This is a genomic window from Rhodopseudomonas palustris BisB18, assembly GCF_000013745.1.
Lineage (GTDB): Bacteria > Pseudomonadota > Alphaproteobacteria > Rhizobiales > Xanthobacteraceae > Rhodopseudomonas_A > Rhodopseudomonas_A palustris_F.
Genome location: NC_007925.1, coordinates 786414 through 810411, shown reverse-complemented (window position 1 = coordinate 810411; position 23998 = coordinate 786414). Strand labels below are relative to the sequence as shown.

The 23998-nt window shown below is 63.7% G+C and carries 20 protein-coding genes and 1 pseudogene; 14 read left to right on the top strand and 7 right to left on the bottom strand.

Annotation, left to right across the window (positions count from 1 at the left end; all coding sequences use genetic code 11):
• Positions 1 to 181 precede the first annotated feature (181 nt).
• The 3 genes from RPC_RS03715 to RPC_RS03705 all read left to right on the top strand — a co-directional run bounded on the left by RPC_RS03715 (position 182) and on the right by RPC_RS03705 (position 5751).
• Positions 182 to 1972 (top strand): acyl-CoA dehydrogenase C-terminal domain-containing protein, encoded by a 1791-nt coding sequence (locus RPC_RS03715; protein WP_011471216.1) that lies wholly within the window; start codon positions 182 to 184, stop codon positions 1970 to 1972.
• A 158-nt stretch (positions 1973 to 2130) separates the two neighbouring features.
• A complete protein-coding gene (locus RPC_RS03710; RefSeq protein ID WP_011471215.1) occupies positions 2131 to 3339 on the top strand; it encodes an acetyl-CoA C-acetyltransferase in 1209 nt (402 codons plus the stop codon).
• Positions 3340 to 3534: 195 nt separating this feature from the next.
• A complete protein-coding gene (locus RPC_RS03705) occupies positions 3535 to 5751 on the top strand; it encodes a 3-hydroxyacyl-CoA dehydrogenase NAD-binding domain-containing protein (RefSeq protein WP_011471214.1) in 2217 nt (738 codons plus the stop codon).
• A gap of 274 nt (positions 5752 to 6025) precedes the next feature.
• Here RPC_RS03705 and gstA read toward each other — a convergent pair whose 3' ends face one another.
• A complete protein-coding gene (gene gstA, locus RPC_RS03700; protein ID WP_011471213.1) occupies positions 6026 to 6640 on the bottom strand; it encodes a glutathione transferase GstA in 615 nt (204 codons plus the stop codon).
• 128 nt (positions 6641 to 6768) lie between these two features.
• On the opposite strand from gstA, the gene RPC_RS03695 reads away from it, so the two are divergent.
• From RPC_RS03695 to RPC_RS03685, 3 genes are all read left to right on the top strand, one after another.
• On the top strand, positions 6769 to 7254 hold the full coding sequence (locus RPC_RS03695) for a MarR family winged helix-turn-helix transcriptional regulator (protein ID WP_041802398.1): 486 nt from the start codon (positions 6769 to 6771) through the stop codon (positions 7252 to 7254).
• Between the two features lie 96 nt (positions 7255 to 7350).
• Positions 7351 to 8721: a glutamate--cysteine ligase gene (locus tag RPC_RS03690; protein WP_011471211.1), complete on the top strand. Its 1371-nt coding sequence runs from the start codon at positions 7351 to 7353 to the stop codon at positions 8719 to 8721.
• A gap of 326 nt (positions 8722 to 9047) precedes the next feature.
• The gene (locus tag RPC_RS03685) at positions 9048 to 9623 is read left to right on the top strand and encodes a PAN domain-containing protein (RefSeq protein WP_011471210.1); all 576 of its coding nucleotides are present in this window, start codon (positions 9048 to 9050) and stop codon (positions 9621 to 9623) included.
• Positions 9624 to 10705: 1082 nt separating this feature from the next.
• Here the strand turns inward: RPC_RS03685 and RPC_RS03680 are convergent.
• Positions 10706 to 12346, bottom strand: a complete 1641-nt coding sequence (locus RPC_RS03680; protein ID WP_011471209.1) for a lysine--tRNA ligase — start codon at positions 12344 to 12346, stop codon at positions 10706 to 10708.
• Positions 12347 to 12378: 32 nt separating this feature from the next.
• A complete protein-coding gene (locus RPC_RS03675; protein WP_080507307.1) occupies positions 12379 to 13299 on the bottom strand; it encodes a transporter substrate-binding domain-containing protein in 921 nt (306 codons plus the stop codon).
• Between the two features lie 78 nt (positions 13300 to 13377).
• On the opposite strand from RPC_RS03675, the gene RPC_RS03670 reads away from it, so the two are divergent.
• The 3 genes from RPC_RS03670 (at position 13378) to RPC_RS03660 (ending at position 16274) form a co-directional block, all read left to right on the top strand.
• A complete protein-coding gene (locus RPC_RS03670) occupies positions 13378 to 14340 on the top strand; it encodes a putative glycosyl transferase (RefSeq protein WP_011471207.1) in 963 nt (320 codons plus the stop codon).
• Between the two features lie 284 nt (positions 14341 to 14624).
• Positions 14625 to 15212: a hypothetical protein gene (locus RPC_RS25930; RefSeq protein ID WP_157043120.1), complete on the top strand. Its 588-nt coding sequence runs from the start codon at positions 14625 to 14627 to the stop codon at positions 15210 to 15212.
• Positions 15213 to 15788: 576 nt separating this feature from the next.
• Positions 15789 to 16274 carry a hypothetical protein gene (locus tag RPC_RS03660; protein ID WP_041801357.1) on the top strand — a complete coding sequence of 162 codons (486 nt, stop codon included), beginning with the start codon at positions 15789 to 15791 and terminating at the stop codon, positions 16272 to 16274.
• Positions 16275 to 16279: 5 nt separating this feature from the next.
• Here the strand turns inward: RPC_RS03660 and RPC_RS03655 are convergent, their stop codons facing one another.
• A complete protein-coding gene (locus tag RPC_RS03655) occupies positions 16280 to 16504 on the bottom strand; it encodes a helix-turn-helix domain-containing protein (protein WP_041801356.1) in 225 nt (74 codons plus the stop codon).
• A gap of 124 nt (positions 16505 to 16628) precedes the next feature.
• Between RPC_RS03655 and RPC_RS03650 the strand changes: the two genes are divergently transcribed.
• Positions 16629 to 17585 carry an IS1595-like element ISRpa4 family transposase gene (locus tag RPC_RS03650; protein ID WP_011471204.1) on the top strand — a complete coding sequence of 319 codons (957 nt, stop codon included), beginning with the start codon at positions 16629 to 16631 and terminating at the stop codon, positions 17583 to 17585.
• Between the two features lie 448 nt (positions 17586 to 18033).
• Here the strand turns inward: RPC_RS03650 and RPC_RS03640 are convergent, their stop codons facing one another.
• Positions 18034 to 18510: a hypothetical protein gene (locus RPC_RS03640; protein ID WP_049766057.1), complete on the bottom strand. Its 477-nt coding sequence runs from the start codon at positions 18508 to 18510 to the stop codon at positions 18034 to 18036.
• Between the two features lie 17 nt (positions 18511 to 18527).
• Between RPC_RS03640 and RPC_RS03635 the strand changes: the two are divergent.
• The 3 genes and pseudogenes from RPC_RS03635 to RPC_RS03625 form a co-directional block, all read left to right on the top strand.
• Positions 18528 to 19649, top strand: a pseudogene (locus RPC_RS03635) (glycosyltransferase family 2 protein); the annotation flags it as partial.
• 125 nt (positions 19650 to 19774) lie between these two features.
• Entirely contained in the window at positions 19775 to 20107 is a 333-nt protein-coding gene (locus tag RPC_RS03630) for a hypothetical protein (RefSeq protein WP_011471203.1), read from the top strand.
• Complete coding sequence (locus tag RPC_RS03625) at positions 20104 to 20706, top strand: hypothetical protein (RefSeq protein WP_011471202.1); 603 nt, start codon at positions 20104 to 20106, stop codon at positions 20704 to 20706. Before RPC_RS03630 ends, RPC_RS03625 begins: the two co-directional genes overlap by 4 nt.
• 56 nt (positions 20707 to 20762) lie before the next feature.
• Here the strand turns inward: RPC_RS03625 and RPC_RS03620 are convergent, their stop codons facing one another.
• Together RPC_RS03620 and RPC_RS03615 are read right to left on the bottom strand one after the other, a co-directional pair.
• Positions 20763 to 21353 carry an SCO family protein gene (locus RPC_RS03620; protein ID WP_011471201.1) on the bottom strand — a complete coding sequence of 197 codons (591 nt, stop codon included), beginning with the start codon at positions 21351 to 21353 and terminating at the stop codon, positions 20763 to 20765.
• 193 nt (positions 21354 to 21546) lie between these two features.
• Positions 21547 to 22005 carry a hypothetical protein gene (locus tag RPC_RS03615; RefSeq protein WP_011471200.1) on the bottom strand — a complete coding sequence of 153 codons (459 nt, stop codon included), beginning with the start codon at positions 22003 to 22005 and terminating at the stop codon, positions 21547 to 21549.
• A 299-nt stretch (positions 22006 to 22304) separates the two neighbouring features.
• On the opposite strand from RPC_RS03615, the gene RPC_RS03610 reads away from it, so the two are divergent.
• Positions 22305 to 23927: an ABC-F family ATP-binding cassette domain-containing protein gene (locus RPC_RS03610; protein WP_011471199.1), complete on the top strand. Its 1623-nt coding sequence runs from the start codon at positions 22305 to 22307 to the stop codon at positions 23925 to 23927.
• Positions 23928 to 23998 lie beyond the last annotated feature (71 nt).

Genomic DNA, 23998 nt, shown 5'->3' with positions numbered 1-23998 from the left:
TTGCGGAGGCAGGAAAGTTAGTAGCGGGAGGAAAATACCGCCTCACGGAAGATCGTCGCCCGCCGGCGCCTGTCAGTTCCCAAGCCGCTGTTTGGACAGGGCAGCCATGTGTATTTCGATTGCTGCGCCGCCTAATTTTCCCTAAACGGGGCTCACCAAAGGCCCCACACGAGAGGACCAGATGCCCAGCTACAAAGCCCCGCTTGAAGACGTCGGGTTCCTGCTCAACGACGTGTTTCAGATCGACCGCTACGACAATCTCCCGGGGTTCAGCGATGCATCGGCCGACGTCCGCGACGCCATCCTGAATGAAGCGGCCAAGCTCAGCGAACAGGTGCTGCTGCCCTTGAACCGGGTCGGCGACAAGGAAGGCTGCACCCGCCACGACGACGGCCGCGTCACCACGCCCACCGGCTTCAAAGAAGCCTACAAGCAGGTCGCCGAAGGCGGCTGGCTCGGCCTGTCGGCGCCCGAAGAATTCGGCGGCCAGGGCCTGCCCTCGACGCTGTCGCATACGGTGGCCGAATTCCTGACCTCCGCCAACATGGCGTTCTCGATGTATCACGGCCTCACCATGGGGGCGACCGCGGCGCTCTTGGTCCATGGCCGGCCCGAGCAGAAGGCGATCTTCATTCCCAAGATGGTGACCGGCGAATGGACCGGCACCATGAACCTGACCGAGCCACAATGCGGCACCGATCTCGGGCTGTTGCGCACCAAGGCGATCAAGCAGGCCGACGGCAGCTACAAGATCACCGGCACCAAGATCTTCATCTCCGCCGGCGAACACGACCTGTCCGAGAACATCATTCATCTGGTGCTGGCGCGGATCGAAGGCGCGCCGGCCGGCATCAAGGGCGTCTCGCTGTTCGTGGTGCCGAAGATCCTGGTCAATGCCGACGGCTCGCTCGGCGGCCGCAATGGCGTCACCTGCGGCGCGATCGAGCACAAGATGGGCATTCACGGCAATGCCACCTGCGTGATGAACTACGACGACGCCACCGGCTGGCTGATCGGCGAAGAGAACAAGGGCATGCAGGGCATGTTCGTGATGATGAACGAGGCCCGGCTCGGCGTCGCGGTGCAGGGCCTCGCGCAATCCGAAGTGGCGTATCAGAACGCCGTGATCTACGCCCAGGAGCGGCTGCAGGGCCGCTCGCTCACCGGGGCGAAAGCCACCGACAAGCCGGCCGATCCGATCATCGTGCATCCCGACATCCGCCGCACGCTGCTCACCATCCGCGCCTTCAACGAAGCCGCGCGCGCCATGGTGGTGTGGACCGCGCTGAAAGGCGACGTCGCGCATCGCTCCGAAGACGCCAAAGAGCGCCAGGCCGCCGACGACCATATGGGCCTGATGACGCCGGTGCTGAAGGGCGTGTTGACCGACGTCGGCTTTGCCAACGCGGTGTCGGCGCAGCAGGTCTGGGGCGGCCACGGTTATATCGCCGACAACGGCATGGAGCAGTTCGTCCGCGACGCCCGTATCGCGATGATCTACGAGGGCGCCAACGGCATTCAGGCGCTCGATCTGGTCGGCCGCAAACTGCCGCGCGACGGCGGCCGCGCGGTGATGGCGTTTTTCGCCGAGGTCGCCGCTTTCGCCAAACAGCACGGCGCCGACGCGGCGATGCAGCCTTTTGTCGCGCCGCTGTCGCGCGCGCTCGGCGATCTGCAGAAGGCCACCACCTGGCTGATGATGAACGCGATGGCGCAGCCCGACAACGCCGGCGCCGGCGCCACCGATTACATGAAGCTGTTTGGCATGGTCGGCTTCGGCTACATGTGGGCGAAGATGGTCAAAGTCGCCCAGGACAAGATTGCCGCCAGCGGCGCCACTCCCTATCTCACCAGCAAGCTCACCACCGGCCGGTTCTTCATGGAGCGGATGCTGCCGGAAACCGCGCTGCATCTGACCCGGATCGAGAGCGGCTGCGGCACCGTCATGGAACTGCCTGCGGAGGCATTCTGATCGAGTGACACCGTCATTGCGAACGCAGCGAAGCAATCCAGGGCCACGAAGTTAGAGCCGGATTGCTTCGTCGCTTCGCTCCTCGCAATGACGACCCAAACTCATTTTTGCAATTGGTCGGGCTCGATCGGGGCTGCGACCGAAACGGGAGAGAACCAATGCCCGAGGCCTTTATCTACGATCACGTTCGCACCCCCCGCGGCCGCGGCAAGCCGGATGGCGCGCTGCATGAGGTGACCGCTCTGGCGCTCGCCACCGTGCCGCTGCAGGCGCTGAAGGAACGCAACAATCTGCAAGTCGACACCGTCGACGACGTAATCCTCGGCGTGGTCGATCCGGTCGGCGAAGCCGGCTCCGACATCGCGCGCTTCGCGGCGCTGAAGGCAGGCTTGGGAGAATCCGTGCCCGGCGTGCAGATCAGCCGGTTCTGCGCCTCGGGTCTCGACGCGGTGAACTTCGCCGCGGCGCAGATCATGAGCGGGCAGCACGAGTTGGTGATCGGCGGCGGCGCCGAATCGATGAGCCGCGTCGGTATCGGCGCCTCGGGTGGCGCCTGGCCGATGGATCCGTCGATGGCGATCCCCTCCTACTTCATGCCGCAGGGCGTCTCCGCCGACCTGATCGCCACCAAATATGGTTTTTCGCGCGATGATGTGGATGCGTACGCGGTGCAGAGCCAGCAGCGCGCCGCGAAATCCTGGGAGGAAGGTCGTTTCGACAACTCCGTGGTGCCGGTCAAGGACATCAACGGCCTCACCATTTTGGCCAAGGACGAGCACATGCGTCCGACCACGACGATGCAGTCGCTCGGGCAATTGCAGCCGTCGTTCGTGCAGATGGGCATGATGGGCGGCTTCGACGCGGTGGCGATCCAGTCGCATCCGGAAATCGAGAAGATCAACTACGTGCATCACGCCGGCAATTCGTCCGGCATCGTCGACGGCGCCGGCGCGGTGCTGCTCGGCAGCAAGGACGCCGGGGCGAAATACGGCCTCAAGGCTCGCGCGAAAATCCGCGCCTTCGTCAATATCGGCTCCGAGCCGGCGATGATGCTGACCGGCCCGGTCGACGTCACCAACAAGCTGTTCGCGCGCTCCGGCATGACCAAGGCCGACATCGATCTGTTCGAACTCAACGAAGCGTTCGCCTCGGTGGTGCTGCGCTTCATCCAGGCGTTCGAGATCGACAACGACAAGATCAACGTCAATGGCGGCGCCATCGCGCTCGGCCATCCGCTCGGCGCCACCGGCGCGATGATCCTCGGCACCGTGCTCGACGAATTGGAGCGCACCGACAAGTCGACCGCGCTGGTGACGCTGTGCATCGGCGGCGGCATGGGCACCGCGACGATCATTGAGCGGGTTTGATACTTTGCAATTGAGGCAGGCTGCGCAACGGCCGCAGCCTGCTCCCTCCCCCCTTGCGGGGGAGGGTTGGGGTGGGGGGTAGCCACGAGCCCTGCCCCCGAGGACCCCCACCCCCGACCCCTCCCCGCAAGGGGGAGGGGGGAAGAAAACAACCGCCGCGCCGCATCGGCTGCTGGCATCGAAGGAGTAAATCCAATGGCCTTCAAGAATTTCACGATCGAGACCGACGCCGACGGCATCGCGCTGCTGACCTGGGACAGTCCCGGCCGTTCGATGAACGTGCTGGACGTCACCAGCATCGAAGAGCTCGGCGCCATCGTCGACCAGACCACCGCCGACGCCGCGGTCAAGGGCGTGGTGATCACCTCCGGCAAGGAGGCGTTCTGCGCCGGCGCCGATCTGGCGATGTTGGAAGCTCTGAACAAGCAGTTTGCCGAGGCCCGCAAGTCCAAAGGCGAAGACGCCGCGCAAAACATGTTGTTCGACGAGAGCCGTAAGCTGTCGCAGATCCTGCGCAAGCTGGAGACTTCCGGCAAGCCGTGGGTCGCGGCGATCAACGGCCTCGCGCTCGGCGGCGGCTTCGAAGTGACGCTGGCCTGCCATCACCGCATCGCCGCCGACAATCCGAAGACCAAACTCGGCCTGCCGGAGATCAAGGTCGGGCTGTTCCCGGGCGGCGGCGGCACCCAGCGGCTGCCGCGCATTCTGCAGCCGGCCGACGCCATGCAGATGCTGCTGAAGGGCGAGCAGGTCAATCTCGCCAAAGCGAAAGCTTCGAAGATCGTCGACGCCATCGTGCCGGCGGCGGATTTGATCCAGGCCGCCAAGGATTGGATCAAGGGCGGCGGCAAGGCCATCGCACCCTGGGACGAGAAGGGCTTCAAGCTGCCCGGCGGCCCGGTGTTCTCCAAGCAGGGCATGATGATCTTCCCGGCCGGCAACGCGATCTATCGCCGCGAAACCTACGACAACTATCCCGCCGCCCGCGCCATCATGAGCTGCGCCTATGAGGGCCTGTTGCTGCCGATCGACGCCGCGTTGCGCGTCGAGTCGCGCTACTTCGCCCACATCCTGCAGACCAAGGAGGCCGCGGCGATGATCCGCAGCCTGTTCATCTCGATGCAGGAATTGAACAAGGGCGCGCGGCGGCCGCAAAACGTGCCGCCGACCAAGGTCAAGAAGCTCGCGATCATCGGCGCCGGCTTCATGGGCGCCAGCGTCGGCTACGTCTCCGCCAAGGGCGGCATCGAGGTGGTGCTGATCGACCGCGATCAGGACAGCGCCGACAAGGGCAAGGCGCATTGCAAGAGCGTGATCGACGGGCTGATCGCCAAGGGCCGCGCCAAGGAAGCCGACCGCGACGCGATTCTGGGCCGGATCACCGCGACCCCGGACTACAATGCGATCAAGGATTGCGACCTCGTCATCGAGGCGGTGTTCGAGGATCGCAAGGTCAAGGCCGAGACCTACGCCAAGGCGCAGCCGCTGCTCAAGGAAGGCGCGATCTTCGCCTCCAACACCTCGACGCTGCCGATCACCTCGCTGGCCGAAGAGTTCCAGGACCAGTCGCGCTTCATCGGCATCCATTTCTTCTCGCCGGTCGAGAAGATGATGCTGGTGGAAATCATCGTCGGCAAGAACACCGGTGACGTCGCACTCGCCACCGCGCTCGACTACGTCCGCCAGATCAGCAAGACCCCGATCGTGGTCAATGACAGTCGCGGCTTCTTCGCCAACCGCTGCGTGCTGCGCTTCACCGCCGAGGGCCTGGAAATGCTGATGGAAGGCATTCCGCCGGCGATGATCGAGAACGTCGCCAAGATGGCCGGCATGCCGGTCGGCCCGCTGTCGCTCGCCGACGAAGTGGCGCTCGATCTGGTGCTGAAGATCATGAAGGCCACCGAGGCCGATCTCGGCGAACAGGCGGTCGATCAGCAGCAGAAGAAGCTGATGATCGAACTGGTCGAGAAGCAGGGCCGGTTCGGCCGCAAGAACGCCAAGGGGTTTTATGACTATCCGGAGAAGGGCAAGGGCCAGAAGAGCCTGTGGGCCGGCATCGCCGCGCTGCAGCCGAAGCATCTCGATCCGGATACGATCGACATCGAGGAATTGAAGCAGCGCTTTTTGGTGGTGCAGGCGGTCGAAGCCGCGCGCACCGTCGAGGATCACGTCATCACCGATCCGCGCGAGGCCGACGTCGGCTCGATCCTCGGCTTCGGCTTCGCCCCGTTCACCGGCGGCACGCTGAGCTATATCGACTTCATGGGCACCAAAGAGTTCGTGGCGCTGTGCCACAAGCTGGAGGCCAAATACGGCTCGCGCTTCACCCCGCCGAAACTTCTGGAAGACATGGCGAAGACCGGCGAGACCTTCTACGGCCGCTTCCCACCGAAGAAGCTGGCGGCGGCGTAAGCGACGGGTCTCACGCGAAGCTGCCGCAACGGCAGCGAGAGCGATCAGGCCCATCGCTCACCACGTCATGGCCGGGCTCGTCCCGGCCATCCACGCCCACAAGCGACGCCGTGCCGGTTTCCGTGGATGGCCGGGACAAGCCCGGCCATGACGCGGAGAGGATCGTGGGTTGTCGAAACCCCGCCCGTGCGAGAGCTCTGATCCCGAAAAACGCAAAACAAAAGGGCCGGATCGTCGATCCGGCCCTTTGTCATTCAATGGAAGAAGACGGCTGTTACGCCGCCTTCATCAGGCCTTCCTTGCTCAGCGCCTGCTGCACCATCGGCCGCGCCGCGACGCGGGCCTTGTAGGCGGTCAGCGTGGTCAGCGCGGAGAGGTCCAGCTTCATCGCTTCGGCCCAGCGCAGCACCGTGAACAGATAGCCGTCGGCGACGGTGAACTGGTCGCCCATCAGGTAATCGTGACCGGCGAGTGCGCCGTCGAGATATTTGAACTTGCCCATCAGCCGCTCCTTGAAGAACGCCTTGACCTCGTCGGGGATCGAAGGCTGGAACAGCGGGCTGAACCCTTTGTGCAGCTCAGCGGTGATGAAGTTCAACCATTCCAACAGCTTGTAGCGCTCCGGAGAACCCGCGGCAGGCGCCAGATGCTTCGCCGCGGCGAGGTCGGCGATCACCTGCACGATCACCGGGCCCTCGGTCACCACCTCGCCGCTGTCCAGCATCAGCGCCGGCACCTGGCCCTTCGGGTTGATCGAGAGGAAATCCTCGCCGCTCTCCAGCTTCTTGGCGCGAATGTCGACCTTGACCAGATCGTAGGGCAAACCGGCTTCCAACAGCGCGATATGCGGCGACAGCGAGCAGGCGCCGGGCGAATAATACAACTTCATAGGAGAATTTCCTTCTTAACCACGTCGGCTTGGGCCAGACCGCGGGATTAAATGCGGCTGCATGGAATAGTCAAGTTGATGCAACTGCATTTATTGCGGTACAGTGCGAGGATGCTATGGACCATGCGATGAAACGCAAGCCATCGACCGAAGCGACCGCCGCCTGGATCCGGCTGATGCGCATCCAGAGCCGGGTGCTGGACGCCGTCGAGCAGGATTTGAAGAAGGCCGGCTTCCCGCCGCTCGCCTGGTACGACGCGCTGGTCGAACTGTCGCGCGCGCCGTCCGGCGAATTGCGCCCGGTCGAACTGGAAAAGCAGATGCTGATCCCGCAATATTCGACCTCGCGGCTGATCGACCGGCTGGTCGACGAGGGGCTCGCGGCGCGGCGCGAATGCAAGATCGACAAGCGCGGCCAATTCGTCGAAATCACCGAAGCTGGGCGCGAACTGCAGAAGCGGATGGGCAGCGCCTATTCGGCCACGATCGAAAAGCACGTCGGCTCGAAACTGTCGGACGCCGACGCAGCGAAGCTGTGCGCGCTGCTTGACCGGCTGGGCTGCTCCTGCGATGCGGTACAGGCCGCCGGCAAAGACGCCGCAGCCGCCCGATGATAGACTTGCAACTCTCCGCCGCAGCGGGCGATCGCGCCCGCCTCTGCCCCCGATCCCGCGCACAATCCATCGCTGCGCCTTGCTTCCGGAATTTCCATGGCGCGTGACCAGATCGATATGACGCCGTTGCAATCGCGCGACGAGCTCGTGGCGTGGCTCGAGGCCGGCATCAAGCCGCCGTCCGAATTCCGCATCGGCACCGAGCACGAAAAGACCCCGTTCACGCTGCAGGGCCACCGTCCGGTGCCTTACCAAGGCACCCACGGCATCGGTGCCTTGCTCGAAGGCATGCAGCTGTTGCTCGGCTGGGAGCCGATCATGGAGCGCGGTAATATCATAGGGCTCTACGATGTCACCGGCGGCGGCGCGATCTCGCTGGAGCCGGGCGGCCAGTTCGAACTCTCCGGCGCGCCGGTGGAGACCATCCACCAGACCCATTCCGAACTGATGGCGCATCTGGCGCAGGTCCGCGAAGTGGCGACGCCGCTCGGCATCGGATTCCTCGGCCTCGGCATGACGCCGTCATGGGCGCGCGGCGAGATTCCGGTGATGCCGAAGGGCCGCTACGGCATCATGACCAATTACATGCCGAAGGTCGGCCAATACGGCCTCGACATGATGTACCGCACCTGCACGGTACAGACCAATCTCGACTTCTCGTCGGAAGCCGACATGGTCAAGAAGCTGCGGGTCTCGGTGGCGCTGCAGCCGGTGGCAACCGCGCTGTTCGCCAATTCGCCGTTCACCGAGGGCAAGGCCAACGGCTTTCTGTCGTTCCGCTCGGAGATCTGGCGCGACACCGACAACGCCCGCTCCGGCATGATCCCCTGGGCGTTCGAGGACGGCATGGGGTTCGAGCGCTGGGTCGATTACGCGCTCGACGTGCCGATGTATTTCATCAAGCGCGGCGACACCTACATCGACGTCGCCGGCTCCTCGTTCCGGGATTTCTTCGACGGCAAGAACGCCAAGTTTCCCAATGAGCGGCCGACGCTGTCGGACTGGGCCAATCACCTGTCGACGATTTTCCCGGAAGTGCGGCTGAAGCGCTATCTGGAGATGCGCGGCGCCGACGGCGTGCCGTGGGGCCGCTTGCCGGCGCTGCCGGCGTTCTGGGTCGGTCTGTTGTACGACGACGAGAGCCTCGACGCCGCCTGGGAGATCGCCAAGGCCTGGACCGCGGCCGAGCGCCAGGCGCTGCGCGACGACGTCCCCAAGCTCGGCTTCAAAGCCAAGATTCGCGACCGCTATCTGTTCGAGATCGCCAAGGAGTGTCTGGCGCTAGCGCATAACGGGCTGCGCCGCCGCGCCCGGGTCGACCACGACGGCCGCGATGAATCGCGGTACCTGGAGCCGCTCGACCGGATCCTGGAAGCCGGCAAGAGCCCGGCCGAAGAGATGCTCGACAAGTTCCATAGCTCTTGGAACGGCTCGGTGGAACCGGCTTACGAGGCTTACGCGTTCTAGATCAGGATCGCGCGCCGCATCGCCCCGTCATCCCGATCTAGCTTCCTGATCAAGCATGATCTTTTTTTCGAGAACCGGGATCCAGTTTTCCGGATCGTGCGCTCGAGCGCGCGCCCATTCATCGGCGGCACGGCCAAGCGGGATCGCCAGGACGCCCAAGCAGCCGCCGTTCATCCGCCGTACAGGTCGGTTGCGGTCCTATGCCGAGTTCGCTGCGGGGGCGAGCGCCGGCGCGGCGTTTTGGGACATTCTAACTTCAGCGGCGACGGACCCCTGGTGTCCGGAGCGCTGTTCGATCAGACCTTCGCTGAGGAGGCGATGCGACAATGCACGCAGACTTCGGCACCGGATTTTTGCGACGCGGCGCGCTCGGCCTGATCGGCGCCGCGCTGCTGCTGGCGTTGGCGCTGGCACCGCAACCGGCGTCGGCACAAGCCAATTTCGACCGCCCCGGCGGCGACTATTCGCGCACGGCGATCTCGAGCGGCGATCCGGCGGATTGCGCCATCGTCTGCGAGCGCGATCGCCGCTGCCGCTCCTGGAGCTTCGCCTACCCCACCGCGCCGGAGGCCGGCGCATCGTGCTGGCTGAAGAACAGCGTGCCGCCGCGGGTGGAGAGCGGCTGCTGCGTCTCCGGGGTGCGCGGCGCCGGCGTGCTGGAACCGCGCAATTCGGCGATGGAGGCGGCGATCGACCGCTACGGCGGCGACTACAAGAATTTCGACCTGAAGCGCGGCGAGGGCGACGAGGCCTGCAAGGCGGCCTGCGCCGACGACAACAATTGCCGCGCCTGGACCTATGCGCGGCCGGGCTATGTCGGCCGCGACGCGCACTGCTTTCTGAAGAAAGACATCAAGCCGCCACGGCGCAAGCCCGGCTTCATCTCCGGCGTGCTGCGTTAGCGCGTTTTCGGTTAGGATTGAATCGTCCAACCAAAATGTCGTCGTCATTCCGGATTGCGAGTTCGAAGAACGAGCAAGTCCGGTATCCATACTCCCTGCGGTGGTTATGGATTCCGGGCTCACTCGCAGCGAAGCTGCTCGTGCCCCGGAATGACGGCCTGGGACTCTTGAACCGCATCAATCAATCCTAACCGAAAATGCTCTAGCGCGTGATCGGATCACTGGACTCGCCGCGTCATGGCCATGACGCGGCGAGGTGGTGCGCCGTTTCGCGACGCCAATAGCGGAGCAGCCCGGCTGAGCGCAGCGAAGCCGGGCGTCTCGAAGGATGCGCTACGCGGTCGGCACACCACCCGTCTCGTCATCCTTCGAGGCGCGCCGACGAGGACTTGTGCCATGCTGCAAGGCCGATCTCGGCGCGCACCTCAGGATGACGGCGCTCGGCTTGCGTCAAGCGCTTCAGGCGACGCGTCTGGCGCGCCATCCATCGCCATGCAAATTGTCAAACAGCCACGTCCGATAACGATCAGCCCACGCGCCATCGTTCTCGCGCAACGGCTTGCGCGAGGGGAGCGGTTAGTTTCCCCCTCGCCAGGTGAGGGGGACGGAGCGCCGCAAGGCGCAACCGTGATTGTAGGGCGCTGCCCGGCACTGCTCGCAAGCAGGGCTGAGCCGCGCACGCCTTGCGGCGCTCCATCGCGGGATTTGTCGACCCCAGGACCGTGCTTCCGGGGACAGGCGCGATGCACTCCGCACCGCCGATCCGGCGGGCTTTCCCCGCCTTCACCTGTCCCGCGTCCAGCCAACCAGCAAGTGGCAGAGCCCCGTAGTAGGCCCGGACGGCGACCCGGGGCGTCCCGGGCGCGTGCTTGCGAGGCACGACACGCAGGACACCGCATCCTCGCTCCGCCTCATGAGCGCCCTCGAGAAGCGCCCCTCGTGAGCGAGGACGGGGTGATAATAAGCGATGGCGCAAAAGCGGGGATTGCTATCCGCAAGTTTTTTTTGCGGCGGAACGCTGCAGGCCTTGCCGCAGTATCCGCCGGCGGCATGCGTCCTTGCTACGCGCTGTGCGTTAGGCGCTACGCGCTGCGCGCCAGCGCGCCGTCGATCATCGCGATGGCGTTGGGCAGGCCGTAGACCGCGACGAACGAGCCGAACCGCGGCCCCTTCTCCTGGCCGAGCAGCACCTGGTACAGCATGTTGAACCAGTCCAGCGAGACGCCGGGCTTGCCGTCCTTGGCGGCCTTCTTGTGATCGAGGAACGGCTCGCGGCGACCGATCTCGTAGACCACATCCTGGATCGCCTCGGCGGTGGCCTCCGCCGGCAATTGCGACAGCGCGTCGCGCAGATCCTGCAAGGCTGCCCGTTCGGCCTCGGTGGGCTCGCGGAACACCTTGGTCGGCGCCACGAAGTCGCGATAGTAGTTGATGGCGTAGCCGACCATGGCGTCGAGCTTGGGATGGCTCTGCGGCGTCACCCCCGGGCGATAGCGGCCGATGAAGCCCCACAAGGTCGCGGCGTTCTCCGCATTCGACGACGACACCAGAGTCAGCAAGAGCTGGAACGTCACCGGCATGTCGGACTTCGGCGGATGGCCGGCGTGGATGTGCCACACCGGATTGCTCAACTGCTGCTTGGCGTCCTGCCGGGCGTAGCCGTCGAGGAACTGCTGGTAGTCGTCGACGTTGCGCGGGATGACGTCGAAATACAGCCGCTTCGCCGCCTTCGGCTCGCGATACATGAACAGCGACAGCGATTCCGGCGAGGCGTAGCGCAGCCATTCGTCGATGGTCAGCCCATTGCCCTTCGACTTGGAGATCTTCTGCCCCTTGTCGTCCAGGAACAATTCGTAGTTGAAGCCTTCCGGCGGCTTGCCGCCGATCGCCTGGCAGATCTTGCCGGACAGCTTGACCGAGTCGATCAGGTCCTTGCCTGCCATTTCGTAGTCGATGCCGAGCGCGGTCCAGCGCATCGCCCAGTCCGGCTTCCACTGCAGCTTGCAGTGCCCGCCGGTGACCGGCAGCGTCACCCGCTCCTGGGTTTCCGGATCGTCATAGGAGATCGTGCCGGCCGTGGCGTCGTGTGCGACGATCGGCACCTGCAGCACCACGCCGGTGCGCGGGCAGATCGGCAGGAACGGCGAATAGCTCGCCGCGCGTTCCTCACGCAGCGACGGCAGCATGATCGCCATCACCTTGTCGAGCCGCTCCAGCACCTTGAGCAAGGTCGCGTCGAACCGGCCGGACTTGTAGTAGTCGGTGGCCGAGGCGAATTCGTAGTCGAAGCCGAAGGTGTCGAGAAACACCCGCAGCCGCGCGTTGTTGTGGGCGCCGAACGACTCGTGGGTGCCGAACGGATCCGGCACGCGGGTCAGCGACTTGCCGAGATGCGTGGTCAGCATCTCTTTGTTCGGCACGTTGTCCGGCACCTTGCGCAAGCCGTCCATGTCGTCGGAAAACGCGATCAGCCGCGTCTTGATCTTGTCCTCGGTCAGCACGCGGAAGGCGTGGCGCACCATGGTGGTGCGCGCCACTTCGCCGAAGGTGCCGATATGCGGCAGCCCGGAGGGGCCATAGCCGGTCTCGAACAGCACTTCGTCCTTCGGCGCCTTCTTCAACCGCGCGACGAGCGCTTTGGCCTGTTCGAACGGCCAGGCGTTGGATTGTTCGGCGAGCGCGCGCAGGTCGCTCGGGCTGGTGGCAAGATCAATCGTAGACATCAACAACTCCGGGCGCGACGCGCGCGTGGTGATTAGAACGGGCTGACGGAAAAATAGCGCAGCCAGAGGTCGGTGTAGCGGCCTTTTTCCCAGACCCGGAACAGCGCCCAGTTCAAGGCCTGGCGCAACAGATCGTTGCCCTTGCGGACCGCGATGCCGACGCCCTCGCCGAAATACCGGCTTTCGACGAACGGGCCGCCGGAAAACGCGCAGCAATCCGCGGAATCGGTGCCGTTGATCCAGAACGCCAGCGAGATGGCGTCGCCGAAGATGTAGTCGACCTCGCCGCGGCGCAGTGCGGCGCGCAGCGCGTCGTCGTTCGGATAGGGCACCAGCTCGGCGTCGGTGAACATCACTTTCAGATAGGCCTCGTGCGAGGAGCCACTGATCGCGCCGACCTTCTTGCCCTCGAGATATTCCGGCCGCATCTCGGCCAGCACGCCGTCCTTGCGCGACACGAAGCGCGCCGGGGCGCGGTAATACGGATCGGTGAAATCCACCCGGGCGCGCATCTGCGGCGTCACCGCCAAGGAGGCGATGATGGCGTCGCCGCGGTTGCTGGCGACCGCATCGAGCAGGGTCTCGAAGCGGCGCATCTGCACCGTGCAGGTGACCTTGATCTCCTCGCACAACGCCCGCGCCAGATCGACATTGAAGCCCGCCGGATTGCCATCGGCGCCGGTGAAGTTGAACGGCGGATAATCGGTTTCGGTGAGAAAGCGGATCACGGTGAGCCGCGACAGGTCCGGCCGCTCCGGCCGCCGTCGCGGATCCCAGAAGCTCGGCACCGCTTTCGGCGCCGGCTGCGACACGCCCTTGGCGGGGGCCTGCGCAATTGCCGGGGCGAGCGGCGCGCCCACCAGCAGCAGCCCGAGCGATAGCGCCGCGATCGCGGTTGCACGGGCGCGGCACAGCAATCTGTCGTTGATGATCAAAACAATCCGTGGTTGCATTGAGGAGGTCCGCGCCGGTCGGGTCTTATAGACCATTCGGCGCCGGACGCGAGTGCAGTTTGCGTATCAGGACCGTGCATGGCCTTCACCGACCATGGAGGCCGTGACGCCGAGCGGAGGCAACCGCGTGGCCATCGGGCGCTGCGCCCGCCGCCCGCCGCCAATGGCGGCCGCGATCGCCGGCACGATCTGGCCCTCGCGGACAGCGCAACCCCGGACTGGCTGTCGGACGATCCCGGCATCGAATTGCAGTGTCTGCAGCACGCCCTGTCACCGGGACTGCTGCAGGCCGCGGTGCAGCGCGCCACCGAACTCGGCATCGGCGCCGATCAGGTGCTGATCCAATGGGGCGTGATCGACGAAGCGACCTATCTGCGGCAGCTGTCGGCGCATACCGGGCTCGCGACCGAGAGCTTCGCACAGATCGATCGCGCCGATTCGCCGCTCGCCGACCACCAGATCCCGCACGCCGCGGCCTCCGGCATCGTGCCGCTGCGCCATCGCGGCCGGCTGATCTGGACGCTGGCGCCGCGGCAGAGGGCGGCGCGGGCGCTCTGCCAATTGGTCGCCGATTATCCCGAGGTCAGGCCGCATGCGCGATTGGCCTCGGCGGAGACCTTGCAGCGCTTTCTGCTGCAACAGGGCGGCCACGCGCTGGCCGATGCGGCGACGCAGGGGCTCCGGCAACGCCATCCCGAATTGTCGGCGGCGCCGCGCGCGGTGAAAGCTGCGATCTGGCTGCAGCGCGCGCGGCGCGGCGGCGGCGTGCTGGCGCTGGCGCTGCTGCCGCCGCTGATCGCGGGGGACGCTTTCAGCCTGATGCTGGCGCTCTGGTTCCTGGGCTTCGTCGCATTACGGCTCACCGGCAGCCTGTGGCCGCGGCGCCGGTTGCCGCGCCGCTCGCGGCGGCCCGACGATCAGCTTCCGGTCTACAGCGTGGTGGCGGCGCTGTATCGCGAGGCCACATCGGTGGCGCCGCTGCTGCAGGCGATCCACGCGCTGGATTATCCGGCCTTAGGTAGCAAATGCACCAAGCGCTAGCGAAGGGGGCCTTGCTGGCCCTATGTGGCCTCGTTACCGTCGGCGTCATGAGCCATGCCGCCGGGAGGGTCGGTGGCTATGTTCCCGCAATACACAAGCCTGAACCGCGTTTCCCGGTTCTTGTTGAAGGCGTCCCTGTATCGAATTTCGCCGTAAACCCAAACACTTGCCTTACCACTGGCGACAAGATCAAAATGTTGCTTGGAGAGTCTGTAGTTTGGTCCGAAGCCAGCGAAGGCTGTCGACATTTCCCCAGGCCCCAAGACTGCCTTACGCGGGTCGCTATGGTCGATATCGTGTCTGACTTCATCAAATGGCCGATCACTCATTGCGCCATTCATACAATGGTGCAGCCCGTAAGCTGGGGTTTGCCCAGTGTTCTTCATCGTGACCACTATTTCGACGGGCTCGCCAACCGCAAAGCGCCTGACCCTGCCTTGGCTAACGAGAACGTATGCCCGCAGTTGCCGCTCTGCGTTGTCTCTAGTTTCCTCGAAGGTCTTGTCGGCAATTTCGGCGGACCTAACGGCGGCTTTGCCGGCAGTTATGCCAGCCTCAGCGGTGCGTCTAGTTTCCCTGAACGTCTTGATGAGATACCAAAGGGTAAAAACCCCAATCGGCAACTGAGCGAGAGACACGAGAAACGAGTTCTGCGCCCAGTAAGTAGCCCCAACCTGCGCAGCGGAACTTCTGTTCTCACGTTCCTCTTTTTTCTTTTCTGCTTCATCGCCAGCAGTTTTTTCTGCTCGGTATATCTCTATCGCTTCGTCGAACATGGCGCGAAGAGTCGCCCGGTTGGCGATTATTTCGGTCTCATTAGTGGCGCCGCTATGATTCTCGCATTCTATTTGATCCTCGGTAGCGGCCCCTAGGCTATATGGGCCGATCAGGCATCCTCCAATCGCAACGATGAGCAACCGACCGCCGATAAGCATTGGATCAAAACGCCGCTGTTAACCTGCCTCTATCGATCTTATTGGCGATGCTTCGCCATGTCTCTGCCGCGTCGCGCGCTGCCACTGGTATTTTCAACTCAAGCCATAGCAAGTTAGTCGCAACTCCCCATTTATGGGCCATATCCCATTGACTTGATTTGTCCGAAATACTGGAATGCCCCGCGATCTAGCGGGGGTGTATCTCATGGTTGGCGGGGCGGCTGGTAGTTCGAGGGCAATATGGCAGGCAGCGAGAGAACCGAGGGAGCCGAGCCAACCGCAGCGACCGGAGCGGCCGGAGAGGAATCCGGAGCCGGCCCGGCACCCGGATCGGGAGCCGGGCCGAACGAACGACCGGCCAGGACGGGAGATAAGGGAGAATACGGACCCGTCCCGTCACCCGGACCCGTGGCCTCCGCAACGCCGCTAGAGGCTATAACGATTTCTTGCCTGGCAAACGCGCATTACCATTCAGGCCGGGAAGCGTTCTTAGACACTGTGCATCGCTGGTTTATGTTTTTGGTGATTGCGTTCGGCGCGACCGCTTTGACGGACGTCTTGCCACGAATCTCGCATTCAGTGTTTGGGTTTAGCCTTGATGTCGGGGCGGTAAAGGAGGCTTGCGCGGCGAGCGCGGCCATCATTGCGGCGCTTGATCTGACTTTTGATCTTTCCAATCGAGCCCGCTCGCATTCGATGATGAAGCGGCGGTACTACGAATTGCTGGCCGATCTGAGAGAAGGCCAGAAAACGATTGAACATGGTCGGGTGTGCCTAGAGCGGTTTTCGGCTGACGAGGAGCCTATGTATCGGGTGCTATATCTAAGTTGCTGGAACTCCGCCCAAATGACCGTATTCGGGAAACTGGCGAAAAAATTTGAAATCTCTTTTTGCGGGAATCTGTTCAAGAACTGGTTTCGAAGGCCATCTGCCGTCTACCCCATGGTTGATCCGAGGGGCGATAGGGAGCGCGGGTTCGCCAGTTCTCAATCTGCCTGACAAGCCTATGTCTGCTTTTTGACAATCGGCCCCGCAACAGAGTCCCCCGTAAACCTGATCCCGTCAGCCTCTAGCGCCCCGCGGATGGCCGCTAAGTTGTTGGCGATGAGGTTGCGCTTTCCGCTTTCGTAGTCTTTCACGGTCGATAGTCCGACCTTGGCTCTAGTTGCCAATTCAGCTTGGGAGATATTTAACCAATTCCGCGCGGCGCGCGCTTGCTCTGGGCTCATTGTCGGTCCTGCTATCGTGTTGTTCCGGCCACTATATATCCGTTTTGGTCAAGATCAACCATTTTAGTTGACGTAATCCAAATCAGCTAATATAGTCTATGTCATCCAAAAAGGATGACATTAGATGGCCCAGCACTTCCTTCTCTCGGCAAAAGCCCGCACTCTCTCGCTCAAGTCGATCTTCGCGGCTGGCGAGGAAAAGGCTTACGAGACGTTCTGCAAGCTCCGCTGGCCTGCCACGGACGGCGAGCCCGTTTGCCCGTTCTGCGGTGGCCTGGACGCCTACAGGATCACCACGCGTCGTCGCTTCAAATGTAAGGCTTGCCTGCGCCAGTTCTCGGTTACGAGCGGGACTATTCTCGCGTCGCGCAAGATGTCGTTCACCGACCTCTTGGCCGCGATCTGCATCATCGTGAATGGCGCCAAGGGTATCTCTGCCCTGCAGCTCGCGCGCGACATCAACTGCCAGCACAAGACGGCTTTCGTGCTTTCGCACAAGCTGCGCGAGGCTATGGCGTCGGAAGCAGCTAAGACGTTGGGTGGCGAAGTTGAGGTTGATGGGGCCTACTTTGGCGGCCACATTCGGCCCGCCAACTACGCCGAAAACAGGATCGATCGGCGGTTAGCCGAGCACCAGACCGGCAAGCGCCGCGTCGTCATCGTTCTTCGCGAACGCAACGGCAGTACGGTTACATTCGTCCGCAAGAGTGAAGCGGAAGGCGTCGATATCGCCAAGCGTATCGTTTCCCGCGACGCTATCATGCACGCTGACGAAGCGGCGCATTGGGACGCGCTGCGCGCCGGTTGGCAGGTTCACAGGATTAATCACTCGGAGGCTTACTGCGATGACGGCGCGTGCACGAACCAAGCTGAAAGCTATTTCTCACGCCTTCGCCGCATGGTTGACGGGCAACACCATTCCGTCTCGCCGCAATACCTGCACCAGTACGCAGGCCATGCCGCTTGGATTGAGGACAACCGCCGTCTCGACAACGGCGCGCTGGCAAGCCGCATCGGCGGGTTGGCGATGGCTCATCCGGTTAGCCGGAATTGGAAGGGATATTGGCAGCGGGCGGCTTAATGTTGCGCATCTAAGCGCCATCGACTCGAACCCCGGCTTCATTATCTCTGGAGTGTTGAGTGCTGATCATCGTCGGGGTGCCGGATAGAGGTTATCGTTCTGGTAATGTATCCGCTGGCTAGTTCTTTGATTGTCGTCTCTGTGAAGTCGTCAGCTTTAGAGAATATCCGCCTCGAAGTTAGGTTTGCTATTATCTTCTGCTCGAAGAGTCGCAACCTTTGCTTTGATGTATCGACGTCCTGATCGAACGCAATCTCTCCGAGGGCGAACCTTACCATTTCTCCTAACGCAATTTGCATAGCGATGTCGTTGGCAATTTGTTCTGGGGCGCGTATCTGAGATTTCAACTTTTCGACCTGCGACGTTAGGTCGGATATTTGCATCCTCAAGGTATCAATCTTTTGTTCGGTTGACTGCGACTCCGGTTCCATGTTGCTAGCCCTCGTTGTTAAGAAGCCCAAACCCTAACCCCTTTCCGTTTCGGCAGGGCGGTAACTTTGCCTCGCTTGGCTGCCATATTTAGGGCTTGGACTATACGGAAGGCTATTGAGGTTCTTAGCACCCTGTCGCCTTCGTCTAGGCCCTTGGCCCGGATGACGCGGATAGCGAGTTCACGGGTATCTAGCGGCCCTTCCTTGGCAAGGGCTTCACGGCAAATCGTGGTCATTTCCCGAGGCTTAAATAGCCTCAAGGTGTTCATGTAGACCGGGAATTGGGTTCGTTTGTCGGGGTGCTCAAACAGCACCAGCGTAGCGTTGATATGGTACAGATCGCGACGGCAGATTTCAATCTGCTTTTCATAGGCGCGGATCGTCCGCTCTATCTCTTTCCGCTTGGTTTCAAGCGTTCTGACTAGGTTTGGTTCGCCCATGGGCGGCATGGTGCCGTCAGTTGGGATGGAAATCCACAAAACGCCTTGGTGCATCTGCTACCTAAGGCCGGGATTATCCGCGCGAGAAACTCGACGTCATCCTTGTTGTCGAACCGGACGATGCGCAGACCCACGCGGCGATCGCCCGGCTCGGCGCGCTGCCGCATCTGCGGATGCTGACCGCCGCGGCGCTGCCGCCGCAGACCAAGCCGAAGGCGCTGAACTGCGCGCTGCCGTTCGCCCGCGGCGCCTTCATCGCGGTGTTCGATGCCGAGGATCGGCCGGCGCCGGACCAATTGCGCGCCGCGCTCGATGCCTTCGCGCGCGGCGGCGCCAAGATCGGCTGCGCGCAGGCGCGGCTGTGCATCGACAATCTCACCAACAGCTGGCTGTCGCGGATGTTCGCCGCGGAATATGCCGGCCAATTCGACGTGTTTCTGCCCGGCATGGCCAATCTCGGGCTGCCGCTGCCGCTCGGCGGCTCGTCGAACCATTTTCGCACCGCGGTGCTGCGCGAGGTCGGCGGCTGGGATCCCTACAACGTCACCGAGGACGCCGACCTCGGCTTCCGGCTGGCCCGGTTCGGCTATCGCTCGACCACTTTCGACTCCACCACCTATGAGGAAGCGCCGATCCGGTTCAAAGCCTGGCGGCGGCAGCGCTCGCGCTGGATGAAGGGCTGGATCCAGACCTGGTGCGTGCATATGCGCCGGCCATGGCAATTGTGGCGCGAGGCCGGCACCGGCGGATTGTTCGCGCTCAACATGCTGGTCGGCGGCAACGTGCTGACCGCGTTGGCGCATCCGCTGCTGCTGTACGAACTGCTCACCGCGCTGCTGATCCCGGCCACCCGCGGCACGGCGCCCTGGTTCGCGACCGGCGAGGCCGCCTGGCTGCATGGCCTCGCCATCGCGGCGGGCTACGGCTCGACGGTGGCGATCGGGCTATTGGGCCTGGCGCAACGCGGCCGGCTAGCGTGCGGCTGGATCCTGGCGCTGACGCCGCTGTACTGGATCTGCCTGTCGATCGCCGCCTGGCGCGCGCTCGGCCAATTCGTCTGGAACCCCTATCACTGGGAAAAGACCGACCACGGCCTCGCCAAACGGCCGGACGCCGGGTCGGTGCCGCGCTGGGTGCAGCGCTGGCGGCAGATGGAACAACGCAAAGGAGAATATCCCCTGCGGACCAAGTAATCGAGCGCTCCCGTCGTGGCACCCGCAATATTGGGCCATTGCCTGCCGCACGAGGATTGGCGATTGCTCGTGAAATCTGCCATTTTTGCGCACGACATAGATATGTGCGGACCGGAGGGTGGCGAATGCAGCGAAGCACCACTTTGAATTTGCCGGACAAACTGGTGTCGCGTGCCGAGGCCTATGCCGCCGAGCATGGCACCACCATGACGGCGATCATCCGCTCGCATCTCGAGGCAATCACGTCGTCCGGCGGAAATCCGATCGCGGACGATCCGCTTCTTGCTTACTCGCAGGGGCAGCTGTCCCGAAACGAAGCGATCCGGCTCCTTGGTCTGCGCGATTATGCCGCGTTGCTTGTCGCGTTGGGCGACGCGGATTTGCCGATGCCGTCGCAACCGCCGCAGGACATCGAGAATCAAGCCACGAGCTTCACGAAACTCTGGAGCCAGTCTTGAAGCGTTGCATCCTCATCATTCCGGATGCCGGGCCATTCAACAGCCTGTGGGTCGCCGACCGTCTGGACCTGCTGCTGGCGCTCGAGATGCGTTTGGTGGTGGTGGACGCGGTCTACGACGAACTGACAAGCGACACCTCCTATCCCAAGGACAGGGACGTCAAAGCCTTTATCGACGACCATCAGCCGCCGTTCATCATCGAGACCACCGACATCGGATCCGAAGCACGCGCCAAGCGCAAAGCCGGCGGACGGCCGAAGAAGAATGCCGGCGAACTCGCCATCGCCGACTTCATGACCTCGGAGGACGGCCTGTTCAAATACGTGGCGACGGGCCAGCCTGTGGCCCTTTTGTTTGAAGATGCAGGCGTTCGGGTCTTCAACAAGCCGCCGAATCTTCATCTGCTGTCAACGGTGGGAATGTTGAGAGGCTTGGAGCGGGTCGGCGTCATCGAGTCCGCCGACAAGATCATTCACGAGATGACGCACCCTTCGCAGCCGGACAGACGCCCATCCAGCGCTCGGGTCTTTACCGATCTGCCAGACGGCGTCGACGAACCAGCGGCAATCGGAAGCTCCTGGGTGCCAGGCAATCGGTGACAGGTTTCGCCAGCCGCTATTTCGTCCGCCGCTCGCGCTCGATCGGCGTCTGCCGGTCAGAGATACCGCTTGAGATCCGCCGCGGCTTCCTCGGGCTTGCGCTTCAGGTTGAACGGCGCGACGAATTTGCCGTCGCGGTCCATCAGATAGATCAGCGCGGTGTGGTCCATGGTGTAGTCGCCGTCTTTCAGCGGCACCTTGCGGGCGTAGACCCGGAACCCGGAGATCACCTTGGCGACCGCCGCGGCGTCGCCGGTCAGGCCCTTGAGGTGCGGATCGAAGCTGGCGAGATAGTCCTTCATCGCCGCCTGGGTGTCGCGCTCCGGATCGACCGAAACGAAATAGGCGTTGACGCGGTCGGCGTCCTTGCCCATCGCCCGCAGCACCTCGGAGATTTCGAACAGCGCGGTCGGGCAGACATCCGGACAATGGGTGAAGCCGAAGAAGATCAGCGTCGGCTTGCCCTTTAGGCTCTGCTCGGTGACGCTCTCGCCGCCCTGGTCGGTGAGCTGGAACGGGCCGCCGACGGTCGAGGGCGCGGTGACGTTGCGCAAGCCGCCCGCCAGCCACAGCACCACCACCAGGCCGACCACGAGACTGCCGGCAAAGGCGCCGATGATGACGAGCGGGCGGGTTTTGGCGGTCATGACATTCCATTCCTCGAGCCGGCGCCCGACCCCCGGGCCGGCGCGGCGCGCTGGCGCAGCGGCGGTGAACCGCCGGCGTCGACGCCCGCATTGCTCACGTCACAGGGTTGTGCGCGTCCCGCACCAGATAGAGCCCGCCGCGCCGGCCGGCAAGCCGCCGCCGCCACGATGCCGTGATCAGCGGCGACCCGGCTCAGCGCGTCGCGGAGGCCCGCGCGTCGAGATAACAAGGGCGATACATCCCCATCAGCTGCCGGCCGTGCAGGAAGATCATCCGCGGGGTCAGCCCGCCGCGCTGCGCGATCCAGCGCCGGACCTGGCTCGGATACATCGAATACAGCATCTGGGTGGCTTCCTGATTGGTCACCGCCCGGCCGTTCGAGCCGAGGTCCCAGGCGGCGTGAAACCCCAGCGTGGCGCGCGCGGTGACGCAGATCTTGTCGTGCGGAACCGCGCCGAGCACGATGGTGCAGGCCGAGGCGCACAGCCCGTCGATGATCACGGTCTCGCCGGAACTGCGCAGGTCCTGGTACTTGTCGACATAGGTTCCGATTCGGCCGCCGCGATCCTCGGCGATTCGCACCACCGCGTGGCTGGATCCGATGCTTGCGACCAACAGCAGCGCCGCAAGTATCCCGGTTGCCAATCTCATGACCTGCCCCAGTCCAGACCCGATCGTTGAGATCGTGGTGTGATGCGAAGGTCGCCAGGGTGTTTCGAGATCGGGTCTTTGTCCAGATCGACGTGATCGTTGCAATGCGATTCAAATCGAGTGTTGCCGCGAGGATGCACCTGGGCGCGCCGCGTCCCAAAGTGAAACACGCGGCTCCGCTGGCTTGGCGTTTCCTCGCGCCGCGCGCGGCGGCGGCGAGGGCGTTGCGGAACACCCTTCCACGCGCCCGCCGCATAGGCTAAGGGCGGGCCTTCCCTCGTCCTCAGGCCGCAGCTCACATGATCCGTCTCGACAACATCTCCAAGCAGAACGGTCATCAGATCGTCTTCATCGAAGCCTCGGCGGCCTTGCTGAAGGGCGAGAAGGTCGGCCTGGTCGGCCCCAACGGCGCCGGCAAGACCACGCTGTTTCGCTTGATCACCGGCCAGGAGCTGCCCGACGAGGGCCAGGTCGCGGTCGATCGCGGCGTCACCATCGGCTATTTCAGCCAGGACGTCGGCGAGATGGCCGGCCGCTCGGCGGTCGCCGAGGTGATGGACGGCGCCGGCCCGGTCAGCGCGGTGGCGCTGGAACTGAAGGAACTCGAGCATGCGCTCGGCGATCCGGAGCAGGCCGACCAGATGGAGCAGATCCTCGAGCGTTACGGCGAGGTGCAGCACCGCTTCGAGGAACTCGACGGCTACGCGCTGGAGGGCCGCGCCCGCGAGGTGCTGGCCGGGCTCTCGTTCAGCCAAGAAATGATGGAGGGCGACGTCGGCAAATTGTCCGGCGGCTGGAAGATGCGGGTGGCGCTGGCGCGCATCTTGTTGATGCGGCCGGACGCCATGCTGCTCGACGAACCGTCGAACCATCTCGATCTCGAAAGCCTGATCTGGCTGGAGCAGTTCCTCAAAGGCTACGAGGGCGCGTTGCTGATGACCTCGCATGACCGCGAGTTCATGAACCGCATCGTCACCAAGGTGGTCGAGATCGACGGCGGCGCGCTGACCTCCTATTCGGGCAATTACGAATTCTACGAGGCGCAGCGCGCGCTCAGCGAAAAGCAGCAGCAGGCGCAGTTCGAGCGCCAGCAGGCGATGCTGGCCAAAGAAATCAAATTCATCGAGCGCTTCAAGGCGCGCGCCTCGCACGCCGCCCAAGTGCAGAGCCGGGTCAAGAAGCTCGACAAGATCGAACGCGTCGAGCCGCCGAAGCGGCGGCAGACCGTGGCGTTCGACTTCCTCCCCGCGCCGCGCTCCGGCGAGGACGTGGTGACCTTGAAGAAGGTGCAGAAGGGTTACGGCAAGCGCGTGATCTATGACGGGCTGGACTTCCAGGTCGGGCGCCGCGAGCGCTGGGCGGTGATGGGCATCAACGGCGCCGGCAAATCGACGCTGCTGAAGCTGGTGGCGGGTGCCACCGAGCCCGACGACGGCGCGGTGGCGCTCGGCGGCAGCGTCAAGATGGGCTATTTCGCCCAGCACGCGATGGATCTGATCGACGGCGAGGACACCGTGTTCGAATCGCTGGAGCACTGGTTTCCGCAGGCCGGCCAAGGCTCGCTGCGGGCGCTGGCCGGCTGCTTCGGGTTTTCCGGCGACGACGTCGAGAAGCGCTGCCGCGTATTGTCGGGCGGCGAGAAGGCGCGGCTGGTGATGGCGAAGATGCTGTTTGATCCGCCGAACTTCCTGGTGCTCGACGAGCCGACCAACCATCTCGACATCGCCACCAAGGAGATGCTGATCACCGCACTCTCGCAATACGAAGGCACCATGCTGTTCGTGTCGCATGACCGGCATTTTCTCGCCGCTTTGTCCAATCGGGTGCTCGAGCTGACGCCGGAGGGCATCCACCAATACGGCGGCGGCTACACCGAATACGTCGCCCGCACCGGCCAAGAGGCGCCGGGGCTGCATAGCTGAGCGGGCAGTCGCAATAACACAACGCCGTCATCCTGAGGCGCCCGCCGCCGGCGCTCTTTGCGCCGGCGGTG

Excerpts from the sequence above, each read along its gene's own strand:
- RPC_RS03715 (WP_011471216.1), top strand. The coding sequence starts at position 182 with ATGCCCAGCTACAAAGCCCCGCTTGAAGACGTCGGGTTCCTGCTCAAC.
- RPC_RS03710 (WP_011471215.1), top strand. The coding sequence starts at position 2,131 with ATGCCCGAGGCCTTTATCTACGATCACGTTCGCACCCCCCGCGGCCGC.
- RPC_RS03705 (WP_011471214.1), top strand. The coding sequence starts at position 3,535 with ATGGCCTTCAAGAATTTCACGATCGAGACCGACGCCGACGGCATCGCG.
- gstA (WP_011471213.1), bottom strand. The coding sequence starts at position 6,640 with ATGAAGTTGTATTATTCGCCCGGCGCCTGCTCGCTGTCGCCGCATATC.
- RPC_RS03695 (WP_041802398.1), top strand. The coding sequence starts at position 6,769 with ATGAAACGCAAGCCATCGACCGAAGCGACCGCCGCCTGGATCCGGCTG.
- RPC_RS03690 (WP_011471211.1), top strand. The coding sequence starts at position 7,351 with ATGGCGCGTGACCAGATCGATATGACGCCGTTGCAATCGCGCGACGAG.
- RPC_RS03685 (WP_011471210.1), top strand. The coding sequence starts at position 9,048 with ATGCACGCAGACTTCGGCACCGGATTTTTGCGACGCGGCGCGCTCGGC.
- RPC_RS03680 (WP_011471209.1), bottom strand. The coding sequence starts at position 12,346 with ATGTCTACGATTGATCTTGCCACCAGCCCGAGCGACCTGCGCGCGCTC.
- RPC_RS03675 (WP_080507307.1), bottom strand. The coding sequence starts at position 13,299 with ATGCAACCACGGATTGTTTTGATCATCAACGACAGATTGCTGTGCCGC.
- RPC_RS03670 (WP_011471207.1), top strand. The coding sequence starts at position 13,378 with ATGGCCTTCACCGACCATGGAGGCCGTGACGCCGAGCGGAGGCAACCG.
- RPC_RS25930 (WP_157043120.1), top strand. The coding sequence starts at position 14,625 with ATGGTCGATATCGTGTCTGACTTCATCAAATGGCCGATCACTCATTGC.
- RPC_RS03660 (WP_041801357.1), top strand. The coding sequence starts at position 15,789 with ATGTTTTTGGTGATTGCGTTCGGCGCGACCGCTTTGACGGACGTCTTG.
- RPC_RS03655 (WP_041801356.1), bottom strand. The coding sequence starts at position 16,504 with ATGAGCCCAGAGCAAGCGCGCGCCGCGCGGAATTGGTTAAATATCTCC.
- RPC_RS03650 (WP_011471204.1), top strand. The coding sequence starts at position 16,629 with ATGGCCCAGCACTTCCTTCTCTCGGCAAAAGCCCGCACTCTCTCGCTC.
- RPC_RS03640 (WP_049766057.1), bottom strand. The coding sequence starts at position 18,510 with ATGCACCAAGGCGTTTTGTGGATTTCCATCCCAACTGACGGCACCATG.
- RPC_RS03630 (WP_011471203.1), top strand. The coding sequence starts at position 19,775 with ATGCAGCGAAGCACCACTTTGAATTTGCCGGACAAACTGGTGTCGCGT.
- RPC_RS03620 (WP_011471201.1), bottom strand. The coding sequence starts at position 21,353 with ATGACCGCCAAAACCCGCCCGCTCGTCATCATCGGCGCCTTTGCCGGC.
- RPC_RS03615 (WP_011471200.1), bottom strand. The coding sequence starts at position 22,005 with ATGAGATTGGCAACCGGGATACTTGCGGCGCTGCTGTTGGTCGCAAGC.
- RPC_RS03610 (WP_011471199.1), top strand. The coding sequence starts at position 22,305 with ATGATCCGTCTCGACAACATCTCCAAGCAGAACGGTCATCAGATCGTC.